This window comes from Neisseria sp. HMSC070F02, assembly GCF_001814225.1.
Lineage (GTDB): Bacteria > Pseudomonadota > Gammaproteobacteria > Burkholderiales > Neisseriaceae > Neisseria > Neisseria meningitidis.
Map to the genome: position 1 here is coordinate 18,835 of NZ_KV815463.1, position 16,818 is coordinate 35,652.

Annotated in this window: 16 protein-coding genes and 1 tRNA gene; 5 read left to right on the forward strand and 12 right to left on the reverse strand. The window is 53.7% G+C overall.

From position 1 onward, the window contains the following. The first annotated feature begins 109 nt into the window (after window positions 1-109). The gene (mutS, locus tag HMPREF2959_RS07710; protein ID WP_061699262.1) at window positions 110-2,704 is read left to right on the forward strand and encodes a DNA mismatch repair protein MutS; all 2,595 of its coding nucleotides are present in this window, start codon (window positions 110-112) and stop codon (window positions 2,702-2,704) included. Window positions 2,705-2,827: 123 nt separating this feature from the next. Here mutS and HMPREF2959_RS07720 read toward each other — a convergent pair whose 3' ends face one another. The 5 genes from HMPREF2959_RS07720 to arsC all read right to left on the reverse strand — a co-directional run bounded on the left by HMPREF2959_RS07720 (window position 2,828) and on the right by arsC (window position 6,255). Further along, entirely contained in the window at window positions 2,828-3,319 is a 492-nt protein-coding gene (locus tag HMPREF2959_RS07720; protein ID WP_002225888.1) for a GNAT family N-acetyltransferase, read from the reverse strand. 3 nt (window positions 3,320-3,322) lie between these two features. Then, entirely contained in the window at window positions 3,323-3,718 is a 396-nt protein-coding gene (locus HMPREF2959_RS07725) for a coiled-coil domain-containing protein (protein ID WP_070696618.1), read from the reverse strand. A gap of 20 nt (window positions 3,719-3,738) precedes the next feature. Continuing rightward, entirely contained in the window at window positions 3,739-5,133 is a 1,395-nt protein-coding gene (gltX, locus tag HMPREF2959_RS07730) for a glutamate--tRNA ligase (protein ID WP_070696626.1), read from the reverse strand. 115 nt (window positions 5,134-5,248) lie between these two features. After that, window positions 5,249-5,905, reverse strand: coding sequence for a YdcF family protein (locus tag HMPREF2959_RS07735; protein ID WP_002227779.1), 657 nt, complete (start codon window positions 5,903-5,905; stop codon window positions 5,249-5,251). Beyond that, the gene (gene arsC, locus HMPREF2959_RS07740) at window positions 5,902-6,255 is read right to left on the reverse strand and encodes an arsenate reductase (glutaredoxin) (RefSeq protein ID WP_002240891.1); all 354 of its coding nucleotides are present in this window, start codon (window positions 6,253-6,255) and stop codon (window positions 5,902-5,904) included. The genes HMPREF2959_RS07735 and arsC overlap by 4 nt, the downstream gene beginning before the upstream one ends. A gap of 123 nt (window positions 6,256-6,378) precedes the next feature. On the opposite strand from arsC, the gene HMPREF2959_RS07745 reads away from it, so the two are divergent. The 4 genes from HMPREF2959_RS07745 to HMPREF2959_RS07760 all read left to right on the forward strand — a co-directional run bounded on the left by HMPREF2959_RS07745 (window position 6,379) and on the right by HMPREF2959_RS07760 (window position 8,960). After that, entirely contained in the window at window positions 6,379-6,861 is a 483-nt protein-coding gene (locus tag HMPREF2959_RS07745) for a TlpA disulfide reductase family protein (protein ID WP_002240892.1), read from the forward strand. Between the two features lie 194 nt (window positions 6,862-7,055). Next, a complete protein-coding gene (gene ftsE / locus HMPREF2959_RS07750; protein ID WP_002221756.1) occupies window positions 7,056-7,706 on the forward strand; it encodes a cell division ATP-binding protein FtsE in 651 nt (216 codons plus the stop codon). Then, on the forward strand, window positions 7,703-8,620 hold the full coding sequence (ftsX, locus tag HMPREF2959_RS07755; protein ID WP_002240893.1) for a permease-like cell division protein FtsX: 918 nt from the start codon (window positions 7,703-7,705) through the stop codon (window positions 8,618-8,620). Before ftsE ends, ftsX begins: the two co-directional genes overlap by 4 nt. Before the next feature lie 91 nt (window positions 8,621-8,711). Then, window positions 8,712-8,960 carry a BolA family protein gene (locus HMPREF2959_RS07760; protein WP_002240894.1) on the forward strand — a complete coding sequence of 83 codons (249 nt, stop codon included), beginning with the start codon at window positions 8,712-8,714 and terminating at the stop codon, window positions 8,958-8,960. A gap of 65 nt (window positions 8,961-9,025) precedes the next feature. Here the strand turns inward: HMPREF2959_RS07760 and HMPREF2959_RS07765 are convergent, their stop codons facing one another. The 7 genes from HMPREF2959_RS07765 to gnd form a co-directional block, all read right to left on the reverse strand. Further along, window positions 9,026-10,204: a phosphoglycerate kinase gene (locus HMPREF2959_RS07765; RefSeq protein ID WP_002240895.1), complete on the reverse strand. Its 1,179-nt coding sequence runs from the start codon at window positions 10,202-10,204 to the stop codon at window positions 9,026-9,028. A gap of 80 nt (window positions 10,205-10,284) precedes the next feature. After that, window positions 10,285-11,538, reverse strand: coding sequence for a UDP-N-acetylglucosamine 1-carboxyvinyltransferase (gene murA / locus HMPREF2959_RS07770; protein WP_070696621.1), 1,254 nt, complete (start codon window positions 11,536-11,538; stop codon window positions 10,285-10,287). Window positions 11,539-11,757: 219 nt separating this feature from the next. Next, window positions 11,758-11,833 (reverse strand) — tRNA-Lys (locus tag HMPREF2959_RS07775). Between the two features lie 73 nt (window positions 11,834-11,906). Next, a complete protein-coding gene (locus tag HMPREF2959_RS07780; protein WP_070696624.1) occupies window positions 11,907-12,878 on the reverse strand; it encodes a TerC family protein in 972 nt (323 codons plus the stop codon). 32 nt (window positions 12,879-12,910) lie between these two features. Beyond that, complete coding sequence (locus HMPREF2959_RS07785) at window positions 12,911-13,360, reverse strand: CopD family copper resistance protein (protein ID WP_002240898.1); 450 nt, start codon at window positions 13,358-13,360, stop codon at window positions 12,911-12,913. Between the two features lie 43 nt (window positions 13,361-13,403). Then, window positions 13,404-14,672, reverse strand: coding sequence for a lipid IV(A) 3-deoxy-D-manno-octulosonic acid transferase (gene waaA / locus HMPREF2959_RS07790; RefSeq protein WP_002240899.1), 1,269 nt, complete (start codon window positions 14,670-14,672; stop codon window positions 13,404-13,406). A 62-nt stretch (window positions 14,673-14,734) separates the two neighbouring features. Continuing rightward, window positions 14,735-16,183, reverse strand: coding sequence for a decarboxylating NADP(+)-dependent phosphogluconate dehydrogenase (gene gnd / locus HMPREF2959_RS07795; RefSeq protein WP_002240900.1), 1,449 nt, complete (start codon window positions 16,181-16,183; stop codon window positions 14,735-14,737). Between the last annotated feature and the right edge of the window lie 635 nt (window positions 16,184-16,818).

Sequence of the window (16,818 nt, forward strand, 5' to 3'; positions counted from 1 at the left end):
TTTTCCTACTTGTCTCCACAACCTTATTGACAGGCTTACGGTCAGTCTCATTCCGTCGAAGACAAAACCTTTTGCTACAATACCGTTTTCCTAATGATAAGGCAGCCCCATGTCCAAATCCGCCGTTTCCCCAATGATGCAGCAATACCTCGGCATCAAAGCGCAACATACCGACAAACTGGTGTTTTACCGCATGGGTGATTTTTACGAGATGTTTTTCGACGATGCGGTAGAAGCGGCAAAACTTTTGGATATTACCCTGACCACGCGCGGACAGGTGGATGGCGAGCCGGTCAAAATGGCAGGCGTGCCGTTTCACGCCGCCGAACAATATCTGGCGCGCCTGGTCAAGTTGGGCAAAAGCGTGGCGATTTGCGAACAGGTCGGCGAAGTCGGCGCGGGCAAAGGACCGGTGGAGCGCAAAGTCGTGCGCATCGTAACGCCCGGCACGCTGACCGATTCCGCATTGCTGGAAGACAAGGAAACCAACCGCATCGTTGCCGTGTCCCCCGACAAAAAATACATCGGTTTGGCGTGGGCATCGCTGCAAAGCGGCGAATTCAAAACCAAGCTGACAACTGTGGATAAATTGGACGACGAACTGGCGCGCCTGCAGGCGGCGGAAATTCTGTTGCCGGACAGTAAAAACGCACCGCAACTTCAGACGGCATCGGGTGTTACGCGCCTGAACGCGTGGCAGTTTGCCGCCGACGCGGGGGAAAAACTGCTGACGGAATATTTCGGCTGCCAGGATTTGCGCGGCTTCGGTTTGGACGGCAAAGAACACGCCGTTGCGATTGGCGCGGCAGGTGCACTGTTGAACTATATCCGTCTGACGCAAAACCTGATGCCGCAACATTTGGACGGCCTGTCGCTCGAAACCGACAGCCAATATATCGGTATGGATGCCGCCACGCGCCGCAATCTCGAAATCACGCAAACCCTCTCCGGCAAAAAATCGCCGACCCTGATGTCCACGCTCGACCTTTGCGCTACCCATATGGGCAGCCGCCTCTTGGCTCTCTGGCTGCACCACCCTTTACGCAACCGCGCCCACATCCGAGCGCGCCAAGAAGCCGTTGCCGCGCTGGAAAGCCAATACAAACCCCTCCAGTGCCGTCTGAAAAGCATTGCCGACATCGAACGCATCGCCGCCCGTATTGCCGTGGGTAACGCCCGCCCGCGCGACCTCGCCGCCCTGCGCGACAGCCTGTTTGCCCTGTCCGAAATCGAATTGTCCGCCGAGTGCAGCAGTCTCTTAGGAACCCTCAAAGCCGTTTTCCCGGAAAACCTATCCACAGCCGAACAGCTCCGCCAAGCCATTTTGCCCGAACCTTCCGTCTGGCTGAAAGACGGCAATGTCATCAACCACGGTTTTCATCCCGAACTGGACGAATTGCGCCGCATTCAAAACCATGGCGACGAATTTTTGCTGGATTTGGAAGCCAAGGAACGCGAACGTACCGGTTTGTCCACACTTAAAGTCGAGTTCAACCGCGTTCACGGCTTTTACATTGAATTGTCCAAAACCCAAGCCGAACAAGCACCTGCCGACTACCAACGCCGGCAAACCCTTAAAAACGCCGAACGCTTCATCACGCCGGAACTGAAAGCCTTTGAAGACAAAGTGCTGACTGCTCAAGAGCAAGCCCTCGCCTTAGAAAAACAACTCTTTGACGGCGTATTGAAAAACCTTCAGACGGCATTGCCGCAGCTTCAAAAAGCCGCCAAAGCCGCCGCCGCGCTGGACGTATTGTCCACATTTTCAGCCTTGGCAAAAGAGCGGAACTTCGTCCGCCCCGAGTTTGCCGACTATCCGGTTATCCACATCGAAAACGGCCGCCATCCCGTTGTCGAACAGCAGGTACGCCACTTCACCGCCAACCACACCGACCTTGACCACAAACACCGCCTCATGCTGCTCACCGGCCCCAATATGGGCGGCAAATCCACCTACATGCGCCAAGTCGCGCTGATTGTTTTATTGGCACACACCGGCTGTTTTGTGCCTGCCGATGCCGCCACAATCGGGCCCATCGATCAAATCTTCACCCGCATCGGCGCATCGGACGACCTCGCCTCCAACCGCTCCACTTTCATGGTCGAAATGAGCGAAACCGCCTACATCCTGCATCACGCCACCGAACAAAGCCTTGTTTTAATGGACGAAGTCGGACGTGGCACTTCCACTTTCGACGGTCTTGCCCTCGCGCACGCCGTTGCCGAACACCTGCTGCAAAAAAACAAATCCTTCAGCCTGTTTGCCACCCACTATTTCGAGCTGACCTACCTGCCCGAAACCCACGCCGCCGCCGTCAATATGCACCTTTCCGCGCTCGAACAGGGACAGGACATCGTGTTCCTGCACCAAATCCAACCGGGGCCCGCCGGAAAAAGCTACGGCATCGCCGTCGCCAAACTCGCCGGCCTGCCTGTACGCGCATTGAAATCCGCCCAAAAGCATTTGAACGAACTGGAAGACCAAGCCGCCGCAAACCGTCCCCAACTGGATATTTTCAGTACCATGCCGTCTGAAAAAGGAGATGAACCGAATGTGGACAGCTTTGTGGACAAAGCAGAGGAAAAACATTTTGAAGGTATATTGGCAGCAGCCCTGGAGAAACTCGATCCCGACAGCCTGACCCCGCGCGAAGCATTGTCAGAACTGTACCGTCTGAAAGATTTGTGCAAATCCGTATCTTAATTTCCGTTGTCGGAACAGCATCAAACCATATGGAAAAATCTGTGGATAAATATTATCTGACAGGAAGTTTCCAAACATAAAAAATGCCGTCCGAACAGCTCAGACGGCATTTGTCCATTCGGCTTAAACCTTATCCATATCCAAACGCATAACCGTAACCCATTCACCGTTATGGAAATGTCGCCCGACAACCGCCCAGCCGAATGATTCATAAAATATTTGCACATCAGGCGTATAAAGATACAAGAACTTTATCCCCAGCGAACGCGCTGCGCCTATGCAGTGGGCGACCAGCCTCCTGCCAATGCCTTTTCCGCGATATTCAGGTAAAACAAAGACATCACCCAACCAATATTCATACTGTGGAAAACTTTCCATATCATGCCGCTTGACCGCAGCCGAACCCAACAGGGTTCCGAAATCATCCACAGCCGCAAAAGCCAGCGGCAGTTCGTCATCTTTCAAACATCTGCCGTAATAGGCACGAATCTTATCCACAGAAGACCACGGTTCAAATCCGTGCCACTCCTCAAACAACGCCTGAACCAACCTGCCGATATGCCCGGCTTTCAGCCGTGTAATGAAAACAGTATTGTCCACAAAGAGGGAATTCATCGGTCAATTCCCCGACGCCTTCGTTCCCCCTGCGCCGTAAACCGCATTCCAAGCATGGTCCAAACGCACTCCGATTTGCCTCAGCTCTTCAGCCTGCCGGGCTTTTTGCGCCATTGCTGCAGGAATTTCCGCTTCCAAACGGGCGATGTCTGCCTGAGCCGTCTGCAAACGCCGGCGCGCATCTTCCAAATCCGACTGCATCCCGATGATTTTTCCGTCCAGATTGTTTTGTTTTTGCAGTAAGGCACGATAGCCGGATTGGATGCTGAGCAGATTGTCTTCCGCATCCCCTGCCCATACGCTTGTAGAAAAAACAAACATCAGAAAATAAAATATTTTTTTCATGTTCAACTTCCGTTTAAATACCGTCTGAAGCCGCATTCCGACATCAGATGGCATCGCCCACGCTTGTGGATAACTTAAGCGCGGATGCGTTTCAACACTTCTTCTTTGCCGATTAATGCCAACACAGCATCGACGCTTGGGGTTTTCGCCGTACCGCAGACGGCAAGGCGCAGGGGCATACCGAGTTTACCCATTTTGATGCCTTCTTCGTCGCAGAAAGGTTTGAAGAGGTCGTGGATGGCTTCGGCATTCCAGTCTTCCAGCCCTTCGAGGCATTCGGCAAAGCGCAGCATGCGTGCCGCCGCTTCGTCATCCCAGTGTTTGGCAACATCGGCTTCGGCAGGGACTTGTTTTTTGTAGAAATACAGGCATTCGTCTGCCAAGGCGTTCAAATCTTGGGCGCGGTCTTTGACCAGTGCCAACACGTCTTCCAATGCAGGTTTTTCAGTTTCATGGATATCGCGCAGAGCGAGACGCGGCTTGACGAGTTCGGCGAGTTTGCCGTTGGGCGTGATTTTGATGTGTTCGCCGTTTATCCAATAGAGTTTTTTCAAATCCATGCGGCTTGGAGATGGGGAAACGTCTTTCAAATCAAACCATTCGATGAATTGTTCCATCGTGAAAAATTCGTCGTCGCCGTGCGCCCAGCCCAAACGCGCCAAATAGTTGAGCATCGCTTCGGGCAGGATGCCCATCGCGCCGAAATCGGTGATGGCGACGGTATCGCCGCTGCGTTTGGAGATTTTTTTGCCTTGTTCGTTGAGAATCATCGGCAGGTGTCCGTATTCGGGCAGGTTCGCGCCGATGGCTTTCAAGATGTTGATTTGTTTCGGCGTGTTGTTCACATGGTCGTCGCCGCGGATAACGTGGGTAACGCCCATGTCGTAGTCGTCCACCACGACGCAGAAGTTGTAGGTCGGCGTGCCGTCGGCGCGGGCGATAATCAGGTCGTCGATGGCTTCGTTGGGAATGGAAATTTCGCCTTTGACCAGGTCCGCCCACTTGGTTACGCCGTCCAAAGGCGTTTTGAAGCGGATGACGGGTTGCACGCCGGCAGGAATTTCGGGCAGGGTTTTGCCTGCTTCCGGCCGCCAGCGGCGGTCGTAAGTCGCCGTGCCTTCTTTTTCGGCTTTCTCGCGCATCGCTTCCAATTCTTCTTTGCTGCAATAGCAGTAGTAGGCAGCGCCTTTTGCCAAGAGTTCGGCAATGACTTCTTTGTAGCGGTCGAAACGGCGGGTTTGGTACACGACATTGTCGGCGTTGTCGTAGTTCAGGCCGACCCATTTCATGCCGTCGAGGATGATGTTGACGGATTCGGCGGTAGAACGCGCCAAGTCGGTGTCTTCGATGCGCAATAAAAATTCGCCTTTATGATGGCGGGCAAACGCCCACGAAAACAAGGCGGTGCGAACGCCGCCAATGTGCAGGTAGCCGGTGGGGCTGGGGGCGAAACGGGTTTTGACGGTCATGATGGCTCCGAAATCTTTGAAAGCGTTTATTTTACTGGTTTTACCGTGCTTGGGCATCAAAAATGCCGTCCGAACCCTGCCTGCGGATAAGTTTCAGACGGCATTTTCTACCGCTTCAATCAGACAGCCATCCCAAAAAGCGGCTGCCCCATTTTTCCAAACGGTAGAGGGATAACGCATATCCCTCTTGCAGCATAAAGATTTTTTTCTTATTTCCCGCATCAAACCGCGTGGTCGGCGTGGCAGACATATAAACGCGGACACCCAAATCCTCCGCCATTTCCGCCGCCCGCGCCAAATGGTAGGGATCGCTGACAATCACCACGCTGGCAATACCGTTGGCACGCAAAACCGGACGGATGTTGTTCAGGTTTTCATAAGTGTTGCGCGAAGTGTTTTCAAACAGGATGTTGCGCGCCGGAACCCCCTGTTTGAGTGCGTACCGCCGCCCGACCTCGGCTTCGGTCATATAGCCTTTTTTGGTCCGGCCTCCCGTAAACACGATTTTGCCTACCCTGCGGCTTTGGTAAAGCGCGATGGCGTGGTTGATGCGTTCCCGAAAAACAGGGGAAGGGCGTTTGTCCCATGCGGCGGCACCCAACACCAGCGCGGCATCCGCCCGGACATACGGCGGCAAAACCTGCCCGCCCGTCCGATAAACCGCCCAAACGGATGAGGCAAACACCAGCAAAAACGGAAAAACACTCAAACAGAAACCGCCCAACAGGTAATAGCGCAAGCCGTTGCGGCTGCAAAACAGCCGTTTGTTCACAATATCGCTTCGATATTTTCCAGAGGCCTGCCGACAGCCGCCTTACCGTTCGCCAAAACAATCGGACGCTCCAACAGGGCGGGATGATCGGCGATGGCACGCAGCAGCGCGTCATTGTCCAAATTGGGGTTGTCCAAACCCAATTCCTTATACAAATCATCTTTCACGCGCATCATCCCGCGCGCCGATGCCAAACCCAATTTGTTGAAAATATCCTTCAATTCGGACAAGTCGGGCGGCGTATCCAAATATTTGACCACTTCGGCAGCAATGCCGCGTTCTTCCAATAGGGACAAGGCGGCACGCGATTTGCTGCAACGCGGATTGTGGAAAATTTTGATTTCAGACATGACATTTCCTTACTTCTCGACAATCCCCTTATTATCGGCTTACACAGGGTTTTACTCAATATCCCGCCTACAACCGTACCAAACGGTTTACAATACCCGAATCGACATACAAAGGACAAAACGATGAAATACTTGAATCTTGCCGCAATCACCCTTGCCGCCACATTTGCCGCACATACCGCCTCGGCAGACGAACTGGCCGGATGGAAAGACAACACCCCGCAAAGCCTGCAATCACTCAAAGCCCCCGTACGCATCGTCAACCTTTGGGCAACCTGGTGCGGCCCGTGCCGAAAAGAGATGCCCGCCATGTCCAAATGGTACAAAGCGCAGAAAAAAGGCAGCGTCGATATGGTCGGCATCGCGCTCGACACATCCGACAATATCGGCAACTTCCTCAAACAAACTCCTGTTTCCTACCCGATTTGGCGTTACACCGGGGCAAACAGCCGAAACTTTATGAAAACCTACGGAAACACTGTCGGCGTACTGCCCTTTACCGTCGTTGAAGCACCGAAATGCGGATACAGGCAGACCATTACAGGGGAGGCAAACGAAAAAAGCCTGACCGAAGCCGTCAAACTCGCCCATTCAAAATGCCGTTAAACGCCGGATGCCGTCTGAATCCGCTTCAGACGGCATTTTTCCCGCCCGACCTTCGGTATCCGCCAAACTTATCCACTATCTAAAAACAGGCGGAATCTTTATAATCGGCACTGTCTTACCTATTGTTCAGACGGCATATCCCTGCGGACGCAACCGCCCGAAACGATATGCCGCCCTTCCTTACAGGACCTCCTATGATCCGTTTCGAACAAGTTTCCAAAACCTATCCCGGCGGTTTTGAAGCCCTGAAAAACGTCAGCTTCCAAATCAACAAAGGCGAGATGATTTTTATCGCAGGACACTCCGGTTCAGGCAAATCCACCGTCCTCAAGCTGATTTCGGGCATTACCAAACCAAGCAGGGGCAAAGTCCACTTCAACAACCAAGACCTCGGCACACTGACCGACAACCAAATCGGCTTTATGCGCCAACATATCGGCATCGTGTTCCAAGACCACAAAATCCTCTACGACCGCAACGTCCTGCAAAACGTCATCCTGCCGCTTCGGATTATCGGCTATCCGCCGCGCAAAGCCGAAGAGCGTGCCCGCATCGCCATCGAAAAAGTCGGCCTGAAAGGACGAGAATTGGACGATCCCGTAACCCTCTCCGGCGGTGAACAACAACGCCTGTGCATCGCCCGCGCCGTCGTTCACCAGCCCGGCCTGCTGATTGCCGACGAACCCTCCGCCAACCTCGACCGCGCCTACGCGCTCGATATTATGGAATTGTTCAAAACCTTCCACGAAGCGGGAACAACCGTCATCGTCGCCGCACATGACGAAACCCTGATGGCGGACTACGGACACCGCATCCTGCGCCTCTCGAAAGGACGACTCGCATGAGCATCATCCACTACCTCTCGCTGCACGTCGAATCCGCGCGCACCGCGCTCAAACAGCTTCTGCGCCAACCTTTCGGCACACTGCTTACCCTCATAATGCTCGCCGTCGCCATGACCCTGCCGCTGTTTATGTATTTGGGCATCCAAAGCGGACAAAGCGTTTTAGGCAAACTCAACGAGTCGCCGCAAATCACAATCTATATGGAAACCGCCGCCGCACAAAGCGACAGCGATACCGTGCGCAGCCTGCTGACGCGCGACAAACGACTCGACAACATCCGCTTTATCAGCAAAGAAGACGGTTTGGAAGAATTACAGTCCAATCTCGACCAAAATCTGATTTCCATGCTTGACGGTAACCCCCTGCCGGATGTCTTTATCGTTACCCCCGACCCGGCAACCACTCCCGACCAAATGCAGGCAATCTACCGAGACATTACCAAACTGCCTATGGTCGAATCCGCCAACATGGATACGGAATGGGTACAGACACTGTACCAAATCAACGAATTCATCCGTAAAATCTTATGGTTTCTTTCCCTGACGCTGGGGATGGCGTTCGTCCTTGTCGCGCACAACACCATCCGACTGCAAATCCTCAGCCGCAAAGAAGAAATCGAAATCACCAAACTCTTGGGCGCGCCCGCGTCGTTTATCCGCCGCCCATTCCTTTATCAAGCCATGTGGCAGAGCATCCTTTCCGCCGCCGTCAGCTTGGGGCTTTGCGGTTGGCTGCTCTCTGCCGTGCGCCCCTTGGTCGATGCCATCTTCAAACCCTACGGACTTAATATCGGCTGGCGTTTCTTCTACCCGGGAGAAATCGCACTGGTGTTCGGCTTCGTCATCGCGTTGGGCGTATTCGGCGCGTGGCTTGCCACCACCCAGCACCTGCTCGGCTTCAAAGCCAAAAAATAAAACACCGTCAAAAATGCCGTCCGAACCCGTTTTCAGACGGCATTTCAATTTGCCAGTATAATGGCGCATTTCCCAATAAGGACTCCCCACTATGCTGACACCCGAACAAGTCAAGGCCCTGATTGCAGGCGTGGCAAAATGCGAACATATCGAAGTAGAAGGCGACGGACACCATTTTTTCGCCGTCATCGTTTCATCAGAATTTGAAGGCAAAGCACGCCTTGCACGCCACCGCCTAATTAAAGACGGGCTTAAAGCCCAACTGGAAAGCAACGAACTGCACGCACTTTCCATTTCAGTAGCCGCCACACCGGCAGAATGGAATGCCAAAGCACAATAACCACCATACAAAATGCCGTCTGAAACGAAATGGTTTCAGACGGCATTTTTTTTATATCAAACCGCTTACGCGCCGCGTTTTTCCAAAGCAGCTACGGCAGGCAGCTCTTTGCCTTCCAAGAACTCAAGGAACGCGCCGCCGCCGGTGGAGATGTAGCCGATTTGTTCGGTAACGCCGAATTTGGCAATCGCCGCCAGCGTGTCGCCGCCGCCAGCAATCGAGAACGCTTTGCTTTGGGCAATGGCTTCGGCAAGGGCTTTCGTGCCACCTGCGAATTGGTCAAACTCGAACACGCCGACCGGCCCGTTCCAAACGACCGTACCGGCGGCTTTAAGCAAATCGGCAAGCGCGGCGGCGGATTTCGGGCCGATGTCCAAAATCATCTCGTCTTCGGCAACGTCGGCAATGTCTTTTACCACTGCTTCGGCATCGGCGGCAAAGGCTTTGGCAACGACGACATCGGTCGGCAGCGGCACAGAACCGCCTTTGGCCGCCATTTTTGCCATAATTTTTTTGGATTCTTCCACCAAATCGTGTTCCGCCAAAGATTTGCCGATGGCTTTGCCTTCCGCCAACAGGAAGGTGTTGGCGATACCGCCGCCGACGATGAGTTGGTCGACTTTGTCCGCCAGCGATTCGAGGATGGTCAGCTTGGTGGACACTTTGCTGCCGGCGACAATCGCCACCATCGGGCGCGCGGGCTGTTTCAGGGCTTTGCCCAAAGCGTCGAGTTCGCCCGCCATCAATACGCCGGCGCAGGCAACAGGCGCAACTTGGGCAACGGCTTCGGTCGAGGCTTGGGCGCGGTGTGCGGTGCCGAACGCGTCATTGACGAACACGTCGCACAAAGAAGCGTAGGCTTTACCCAGTTCCAAATCGTTTTTCTTCTCGCCCTTGTTGATACGCACGTTTTGCAGCATCACGACATCGCCCGCGTTCAAAGCCGGTTTGTTTTCGCGCCAGTCGTTCAATACTTTCACGTCTTTGCCCAACAGACCGCCCAAATGCGCGGCAACGGGCGCAACGTCGTCTTCGGGATGGAACTCGCCTTCGGTCGGGCGACCGAGGTGGGTCATCACGATAACGGACGCACCGTTGTCCAAGCAGTATTTGACGGACGCGAGCGAGGCGCGGATACGGGTGTCGTCACTGATTTTGCCGTCTTTGAACGGCACGTTCATATCGGCGCGGATGAGGACGGTTTTGCCCTGCACGTTTTGTTCGGTCAGTTTTAAAAATGCCATAATCAGTCCTTTTCAATCAGTGTTTGCGATACAGAAACAATTAATGCCGTCTGAAGCCTTCAGACGGCATCGCAACCCGATCAGCCGGATACGCGCTCGATTTTCGCGCCGACACTGCCGAGTTTTTTTTCAATATTTTCATAACCGCGATCCAAGTGGTAAATCTGTTCGACCACGGTTTCGCCGCGCGCCGCCAAACCGGCGATAACGAGGCTGGCGGAAGCGCGCAAATCCGTCGCCTTGACGACCGCGCCGGAAAGCTGTTCCACACCCTGCACGAATGCCGTATTGCCCTCGGTTGTAATGTTCGCCCCCATCCGGTTCAACTCGGGGACGTGCATAAAGCGGTTTTCAAAAATCGTTTCCACCACGCGGCAGCTTCCCTCCGCCACGGCATTCAATGCCATAAACTGCGCCTGCATATCCGTGGGGAAGCCGGGGTGGACGACCGTGCGGATGTCCACCGCCTTCGGACGTTGACGCATATCGATGGCGATCCAATCGTCGCCCGCCTCAATCACCGCACCTGCCTCGACCAGTTTGTCCAACACCACTTCCATCGTTTTCGGGGCGGCATTCCGCAAAACCACCCTGCCGCCGGTTATCGCCACCGCACACAGGAACGTACCCGCTTCAATCCGGTCGGGGACGACGCTGTGTTCGCAGCCGTGCAGCTCGTCCACACCTTCCACGATCATGGTCGATGTTCCGATGCCGCTGATTTTCGCGCCCATTTTAACCAGGCATTCCGCCAAATCGACCACTTCAGGCTCGATGGCGCAATTTTCCAAAACCGTCGTACCTTCCGCCAGCGTCGCCGCCATCAGCAGGTTTTCCGTACCGCCGACGGTAACGACATCCATCGCCACTCGCGTACCTTTGAGTTTGCCTTTGGCTTTGACGTAACCGTGTTCGATAACGATTTCCGCACTCATCGCTTCCAAGCCTTTCAAATGCTGATCGACGGGGCGCGAACCGATGGCGCAGCCGCCCGGCAGGCTGACTTGCGCCTCGCCGAAACGTGCCAAAGTAGGCCCCAGCACCAAAATCGAAGCGCGCATAGTTCTGACCAGCTCATACGGCGCGCACGTGTTGTTTACCGTACCGCCGTTGATTTCAAATTCGCTGATATTGTCGGTCAGGACGCGCGCGCCCATCCCTTGAAGCAGTTTTTGCGTGGTTTTGACATCCGCCAGCATCGGGACGTTTTTCAGGCGCAACGTACCCGATGTCAGCAAACCCGCGCACATCAGCGGCAATGCCGCGTTTTTCGCGCCCGAGACCGTTATTTCCCCGTTGAGCGGGCCGTTTGCGGAGATTTTCAGTTTGTCCACGTTTGTTCTTTCCTGGTGGGTACTTGTAATATTTCAATACTCGGGACAACGCATAAAGCATCACCCGATGAAGGTTGCAGAGGCGGAATTATAAGGGATTTTCGGGAAAAATACGGAAGCCGCCCCAAAGAATTTGACGAAATGCCGCGCTTTCCTAACAAGGATTGTCGGAAAACAAAAAAAAGCCGAGTTTTGAAAACTCAGCTTTTTTGCTTTATCTGGTGGGTCGTGAGCGATTCGAACGCTCGACCAACGGATTAAAAGTCCGCTGCTCTACCGGCTGAGCTAACGACCCGATAAGTTTGGAATTTTACAGACCGACCGAAACCCTGTCAAGCCCCTTGCGGGCGGACGGGCGTTATATCCGCTTATCGGCCTGTTTTTTTCGTATAAACCAAAGAAGTCAATACCGATGCACCCAACGCGCCGAACACGACCGACAGCGAAACGGAAATCGGGATATGCACCCAATGCATTACCAGCATTTTCACACCGATAAAACCCAACACGAATGCCAAGCCGTATTTCAGGAAGATAAAGTGTTCCGCCACATCCGCCAGCAGGAAATACATCGCCCGCAAACCCAAAATAGCGAAAATATTGGAAGTCAGCACGATAAACGGATCGGTGGTAACGGCAAAGACGGCGGGGATGCTGTCCACGGCAAACACGACATCGCTCAATTCAATCATGACCAGCACCAAAAACAGCGGCGTGGCGATTTTTTTACCGTTTTCGACGGTAAAAAATTTCTCGCCGTGAAATTCCGTGCCGACCGGAACGACTTTCTTGACGGCATTCAGCAGCCTGCTGTTTGCCAAATCCCCTTCCTCATCGCCTTCGGGCTTCATCATGTGTATGCCGGTATAGAGCAGGAACGCGCCGAACAGATACAGAATCCACTCGAACTGCCGAACCAGTGCCGCGCCGACGAAAATCATGACAGTGCGCAATACCAATGCGCCCAATACGCCGTACAGCAGCACGCGGTGCTGAAACTGCGGTGCGACTTTGAAGTAGCCGAATATCATCAGGAACACGAAAATATTATCGACTGCCAACGATTTTTCCAAAATGTAGCCGGTAAAGAATTCCAATACTTTTTCTTTTGCGACTGCCGCGCCGTAGCCGGGATTGCCGGCGAGTTCGAAATACAGCCAGCCCGCGAACAGGCAGGATACGGCAACCCACAAGCCGCTCCATGCCAAGGCTTCTTTGATGCCGACTTTATGGCTGCCGTTTTTCTTCAGCGAAAACATATCCAAGGCAATCATGACCAGCACTGCCGCAAAAAAAACGCCGTAAAACAACGGCGACCCGATGCCGGAATATTCTGTCATGGTTCAATCTCCTGATTTGAAATGTAGTTGTACTACCAACTGATATAAAACATCGCTTTTGCCAAAAACACAATCAGCAGCATATGGGTAAAGACGACGGCGTGTATGTATTTCGACCAGCCGACCGTCAGTGTGGAACGTGCCATTTTGACGACGGCGATGGCGAAGTGCGCCAACACGCTGAACGCCAACAGGATTTTCAGCGTCAGCATCGTACCGAAGGAAGTGGCAAACGGTTCGCCCAATATAGGAAGGTAGCGGTTTGCCGCCATCACGATGCCGCTGGCGAACAGCAGTCCGACCACAAACGGCATCACCCTGACGGCGCGGTAAGACATTGCCTTTTCCACTTCGCGCCGCGACTCACGGGACACCCGTCCCGTATGCAGGACGGACAACACCAGCACTTCAAAAAACACGCCGCCGACAAAGGCGATGGCGCAATACAGATGGACGATGTGCGCGACGGCATAAATACTCATACGATGCTCCAACCGGAAAACTCGGATACGGATTGTATCACTATCACCCCCGATGTCCGCATACCGCTTCCCGCACCGCCTCGGCGATTCTCGCGCCCGCTCCGCGATGTTGTGCGATAAAGCCGTCCACGCGCGCCTGCATCTGCATTCCGCCCCCCTCGGACGATAAGGCTTTTTCAACGGCTGCCCGCCACGCATCCGCCGATTCGACTTGAACCGCCGCCCCCGATGCCAAAGCGTGCCGGCAGGCTTCGGAAAAATTGTAGGTTGAAAAGCCGAATATCGTCGGAACGCTGCAGGAAAGCGGTTCGATGATGTTCTGACAGCCCGAATCGACCAGACTGCCGCCGACAAAAGCGACATCGGCGCACAGGTAATACGCATACAGCTCGCCCATACTGTCGCCTATCCACACCTGCGTATCAGGTTCGACCGGCAAACCGTCGCTGCGCCGCTGAACCTTAAACCCGAAGCGTTTTGCCGTTTCAAATGCCGTCTGAAAATGCTCGGGATGGCGCGGCACGACGACCAGCAGGGCATCGCCGCGATATTGTTGCCACGCCGCCAGCAGTTTTTCCGCCTCGTCTTCACCCCGATAAACGCGCGTGCTGCCGCACACGGCAACCGGCCGGCCTCCGATGCGTTTTTCAAACTGCCCCGCCAGCGTTTTCATCTGTTCCGACGGCATCAGGTCATATTTGGTATTGCCGCACACCTGCACGGATGCCGCTCCCAATTTCGCCAACCGCGCCGCATCCGCCTCCGTCTGCGCCAGACAACCCGTCAGCGAAGCGGCGGCAGGACGGATCAGGCGGCGGACCTTCAGATAACCGTTCAACGATTTTTCCGACAGCCGCGCATTCGCCAAAAACAGCGGCACACCCGCGCGCCGGCATTCCCTCATCAGGTTGGGCCAGATTTCGGTTTCCATCAAAATGCCGAACATCGGTCGGTGTTCGCGCAAAAACTGCCGTACCCACGTTTTTTTGTCATACGGAAGATAGCGGCATTGTGCATCAGGAAACAGAACTTGCGCGGTTTCCCGTCCCGTCGGGGTCATCTGCGTCATCAGCAGCGGCGCATCGGGAAAACGCTGCCGCAACTCGCGTATCAAGGGCTGGGCGGCACGCGTTTCGCCAACCGAAACGGCGTGTATCCAAACCGCACCGGTAACGGGATTCGGATACGGCTTGCCGAAACGCTCGTCCCGATGCGCCCGATATGCCGGGGCACTTCCGGAGAGTTTGTCCAAATAACGCCGTATCCATATCGGCGCAAGCAGCCACAATACATCATAAAGCCATTGGAACATCTTTCTATTTCCTGCAAAACAAATGCCGTCCGAACGGTTCGGACGGCATTTCGGCAACGGAATCAAATATCGTAGGTTGTCGAAGCGGTATCTCCGCCCTTGCCCGTCCAGTTGGTATGGAAAAACTCGCCGCGCGGTTTGTCGGTGCGCTCGTAAGTGTGCGCGCCGAAGTAGTCGCGCTGTGCCTGCAAGAGGTTGGCAGGCAGACGTTCGGTCGTGTAGCCGTCCAAGAACGTAATTGCCGAAGCCATGCAGGGCATAGGAATGCCGCATTCGACCGCCTTGGCAACCACCTTGCGCCACGCCGGCAGGCAGTTTTCCAAAATATTTTTGAAATACGGATCCGCACCCAAGAACACCAAATCGGGATTGTTTTCATAGGCATCGCGGATATTGCTTAAAAATGCGCTGCGAATGATGCACCCCTCGCGCCACAGCAGCGCAGTGTTGCCGTAGCCCAAATCCCAGCCGTAGCTTTCGCCCGCTTCGCGGATCAGCATGAAGCCTTGGGCATACGAAATAATTTTGGAGGCGAGCAAGGCTTGGCGCAAATCGCCGACCCATTGTTTTTTATCGCCGCCGACTGGCAATGCCTGCCGCGCAAACAGTCCGCCCATCCGGACGCGCTGTTCTTTGAACGATGAAACGCAGCGGGCGAACACCGCCTCTGAAATCAGCGTCAACGGAATGCCCAAATCCAAAGCATTGATGCCCGTCCATTTGCCCGTGCCTTTTTGCCCTGCCGTATCGAGGATTTTCTCGACCAGCGGTTCGCCGCCTTCGTCCTTATAGCCCAAAATTGCCGCTGTGATTTCAATCAGATAAGAATCCAGCTCGGTTTTGTTCCACTCGGCAAACACGCGGTGCATTTCGTCGTAGGACAGTCCCAAACCGTCTTTCATGAACTGGTACGCTTCGCAAATCAACTGCATATCGCCATATTCGATGCCGTTATGCACCATTTTGACAAAATGTCCCGCGCCGTCCCTGCCGACCCAGTCGCAACACGGTTCGCCCAGCGGCGTTTTGGCGGCAATCGCCTGAAAAATCGGCTTAACCGCTTCCCAAGCGCGCTTATCCCCGCCCGGCATAATGGACGGGCCGTGCCGCGCGCCTTCTTCGCCGCCGGATACGCCCGCCCCGACAAACAAAATCCCTTTTTCGGCAAGGTAATGTGTCCGCCGTGTCGTGTCGGGGTAATTGGCATTGCCGCCGTCGATAATGATGTCTTCCTCGTCCAACAGGGGCAGCAGTTGTTCGATAAAGTCGTCGACGACCGAACCTGCGCGAACCATCATCATGATTTTTCTCGGTTTTGCCAGCTTATCGACCAAGTCTTGCAGGGAATACGCGCCGACAATATCCGTTCCCTTAGCCGCGCCGTTTAAAAATTCGTCCACCTTACCGATTGTTCGGTTGTAGGCGACAACCTTAAATCCGCAATCGTTCATATTCAAAATCAGGTTTTGCCCCATAACCGCCAAACCGATTACGCCAATATCGCCTTTCATTGCAGGAAGCTCCGTTATAGATTTAATTTATCGACCACAACTCTACCTGATTTACACTTGTTTAACAATCCTTAACTTTTTAATTTTTTGAAAAGATGCCTTTACGCTTTCCCGTGCCGTTTCCCTGAAGGCGTATAAATAAAATATAAAATTTAAATAATAAAACGATGATTATATTGATAGGAGAAATTTTCTGTGGGTAACTTTTTTTTATTTTAAAAATCATCAGGATTTCTTTTTTTTAGGGTGTCGGTAAGGCGGATTCCCTTTTGTGCATGCCTGTGGATTGTTTTTCATGAAGAATAGTTTTTGTGGACAGTTTGCCTGTTGTGCAGATGGCATTCCGCTTTTCTTTACCGAATGGCTGCCGATGTCTTTAAGAACCGGAATACTGTGGAGGTTTGAGAGGAAAGTGTGTTTGGAACTTGTGGAAATGGTCAGGTGTCGGCACGAATGTCTTATTTCTGCATATCGGCAGAGTGCGCATCCGAATTTGTGTATAAGTGGTGGAAAAAATGAGATTTTCGGGTAAATCTCACAATATTTCAGTCAGATAACTTTGGATTGCTTGTGTATAAATAAACTTTCGGATGGGGATACGTATAGCGGATTAACAAAAATCAGGACAAGGCGAC

What these genes read in the sequence shown, in the direction of transcription:
- mutS (WP_061699262.1), top strand. Translation starts at nt 110, where the DNA reads ATGTCCAAATCCGCCGTTTCCCCAATGATGCAGCAATACCTCGGCATC.
- HMPREF2959_RS07720 (WP_002225888.1), bottom strand. Translation starts at nt 3,319, where the DNA reads ATGAATTCCCTCTTTGTGGACAATACTGTTTTCATTACACGGCTGAAA.
- HMPREF2959_RS07725 (WP_070696618.1), bottom strand. Translation starts at nt 3,718, where the DNA reads ATGCCATCTGATGTCGGAATGCGGCTTCAGACGGTATTTAAACGGAAG.
- gltX (WP_070696626.1), bottom strand. Translation starts at nt 5,133, where the DNA reads ATGACCGTCAAAACCCGTTTCGCCCCCAGCCCCACCGGCTACCTGCAC.
- arsC (WP_002240891.1), bottom strand. Translation starts at nt 6,255, where the DNA reads ATGTCTGAAATCAAAATTTTCCACAATCCGCGTTGCAGCAAATCGCGT.
- HMPREF2959_RS07745 (WP_002240892.1), top strand. Translation starts at nt 6,379, where the DNA reads ATGAAATACTTGAATCTTGCCGCAATCACCCTTGCCGCCACATTTGCC.
- ftsE (WP_002221756.1), top strand. Translation starts at nt 7,056, where the DNA reads ATGATCCGTTTCGAACAAGTTTCCAAAACCTATCCCGGCGGTTTTGAA.
- ftsX (WP_002240893.1), top strand. Translation starts at nt 7,703, where the DNA reads ATGAGCATCATCCACTACCTCTCGCTGCACGTCGAATCCGCGCGCACC.
- HMPREF2959_RS07760 (WP_002240894.1), top strand. Translation starts at nt 8,712, where the DNA reads ATGCTGACACCCGAACAAGTCAAGGCCCTGATTGCAGGCGTGGCAAAA.
- HMPREF2959_RS07765 (WP_002240895.1), bottom strand. Translation starts at nt 10,204, where the DNA reads ATGGCATTTTTAAAACTGACCGAACAAAACGTGCAGGGCAAAACCGTC.
- HMPREF2959_RS07780 (WP_070696624.1), bottom strand. Translation starts at nt 12,878, where the DNA reads ATGACAGAATATTCCGGCATCGGGTCGCCGTTGTTTTACGGCGTTTTT.
- HMPREF2959_RS07785 (WP_002240898.1), bottom strand. Translation starts at nt 13,360, where the DNA reads ATGAGTATTTATGCCGTCGCGCACATCGTCCATCTGTATTGCGCCATC.
- waaA (WP_002240899.1), bottom strand. Translation starts at nt 14,672, where the DNA reads ATGTTCCAATGGCTTTATGATGTATTGTGGCTGCTTGCGCCGATATGG.
- gnd (WP_002240900.1), bottom strand. Translation starts at nt 16,183, where the DNA reads ATGAAAGGCGATATTGGCGTAATCGGTTTGGCGGTTATGGGGCAAAAC.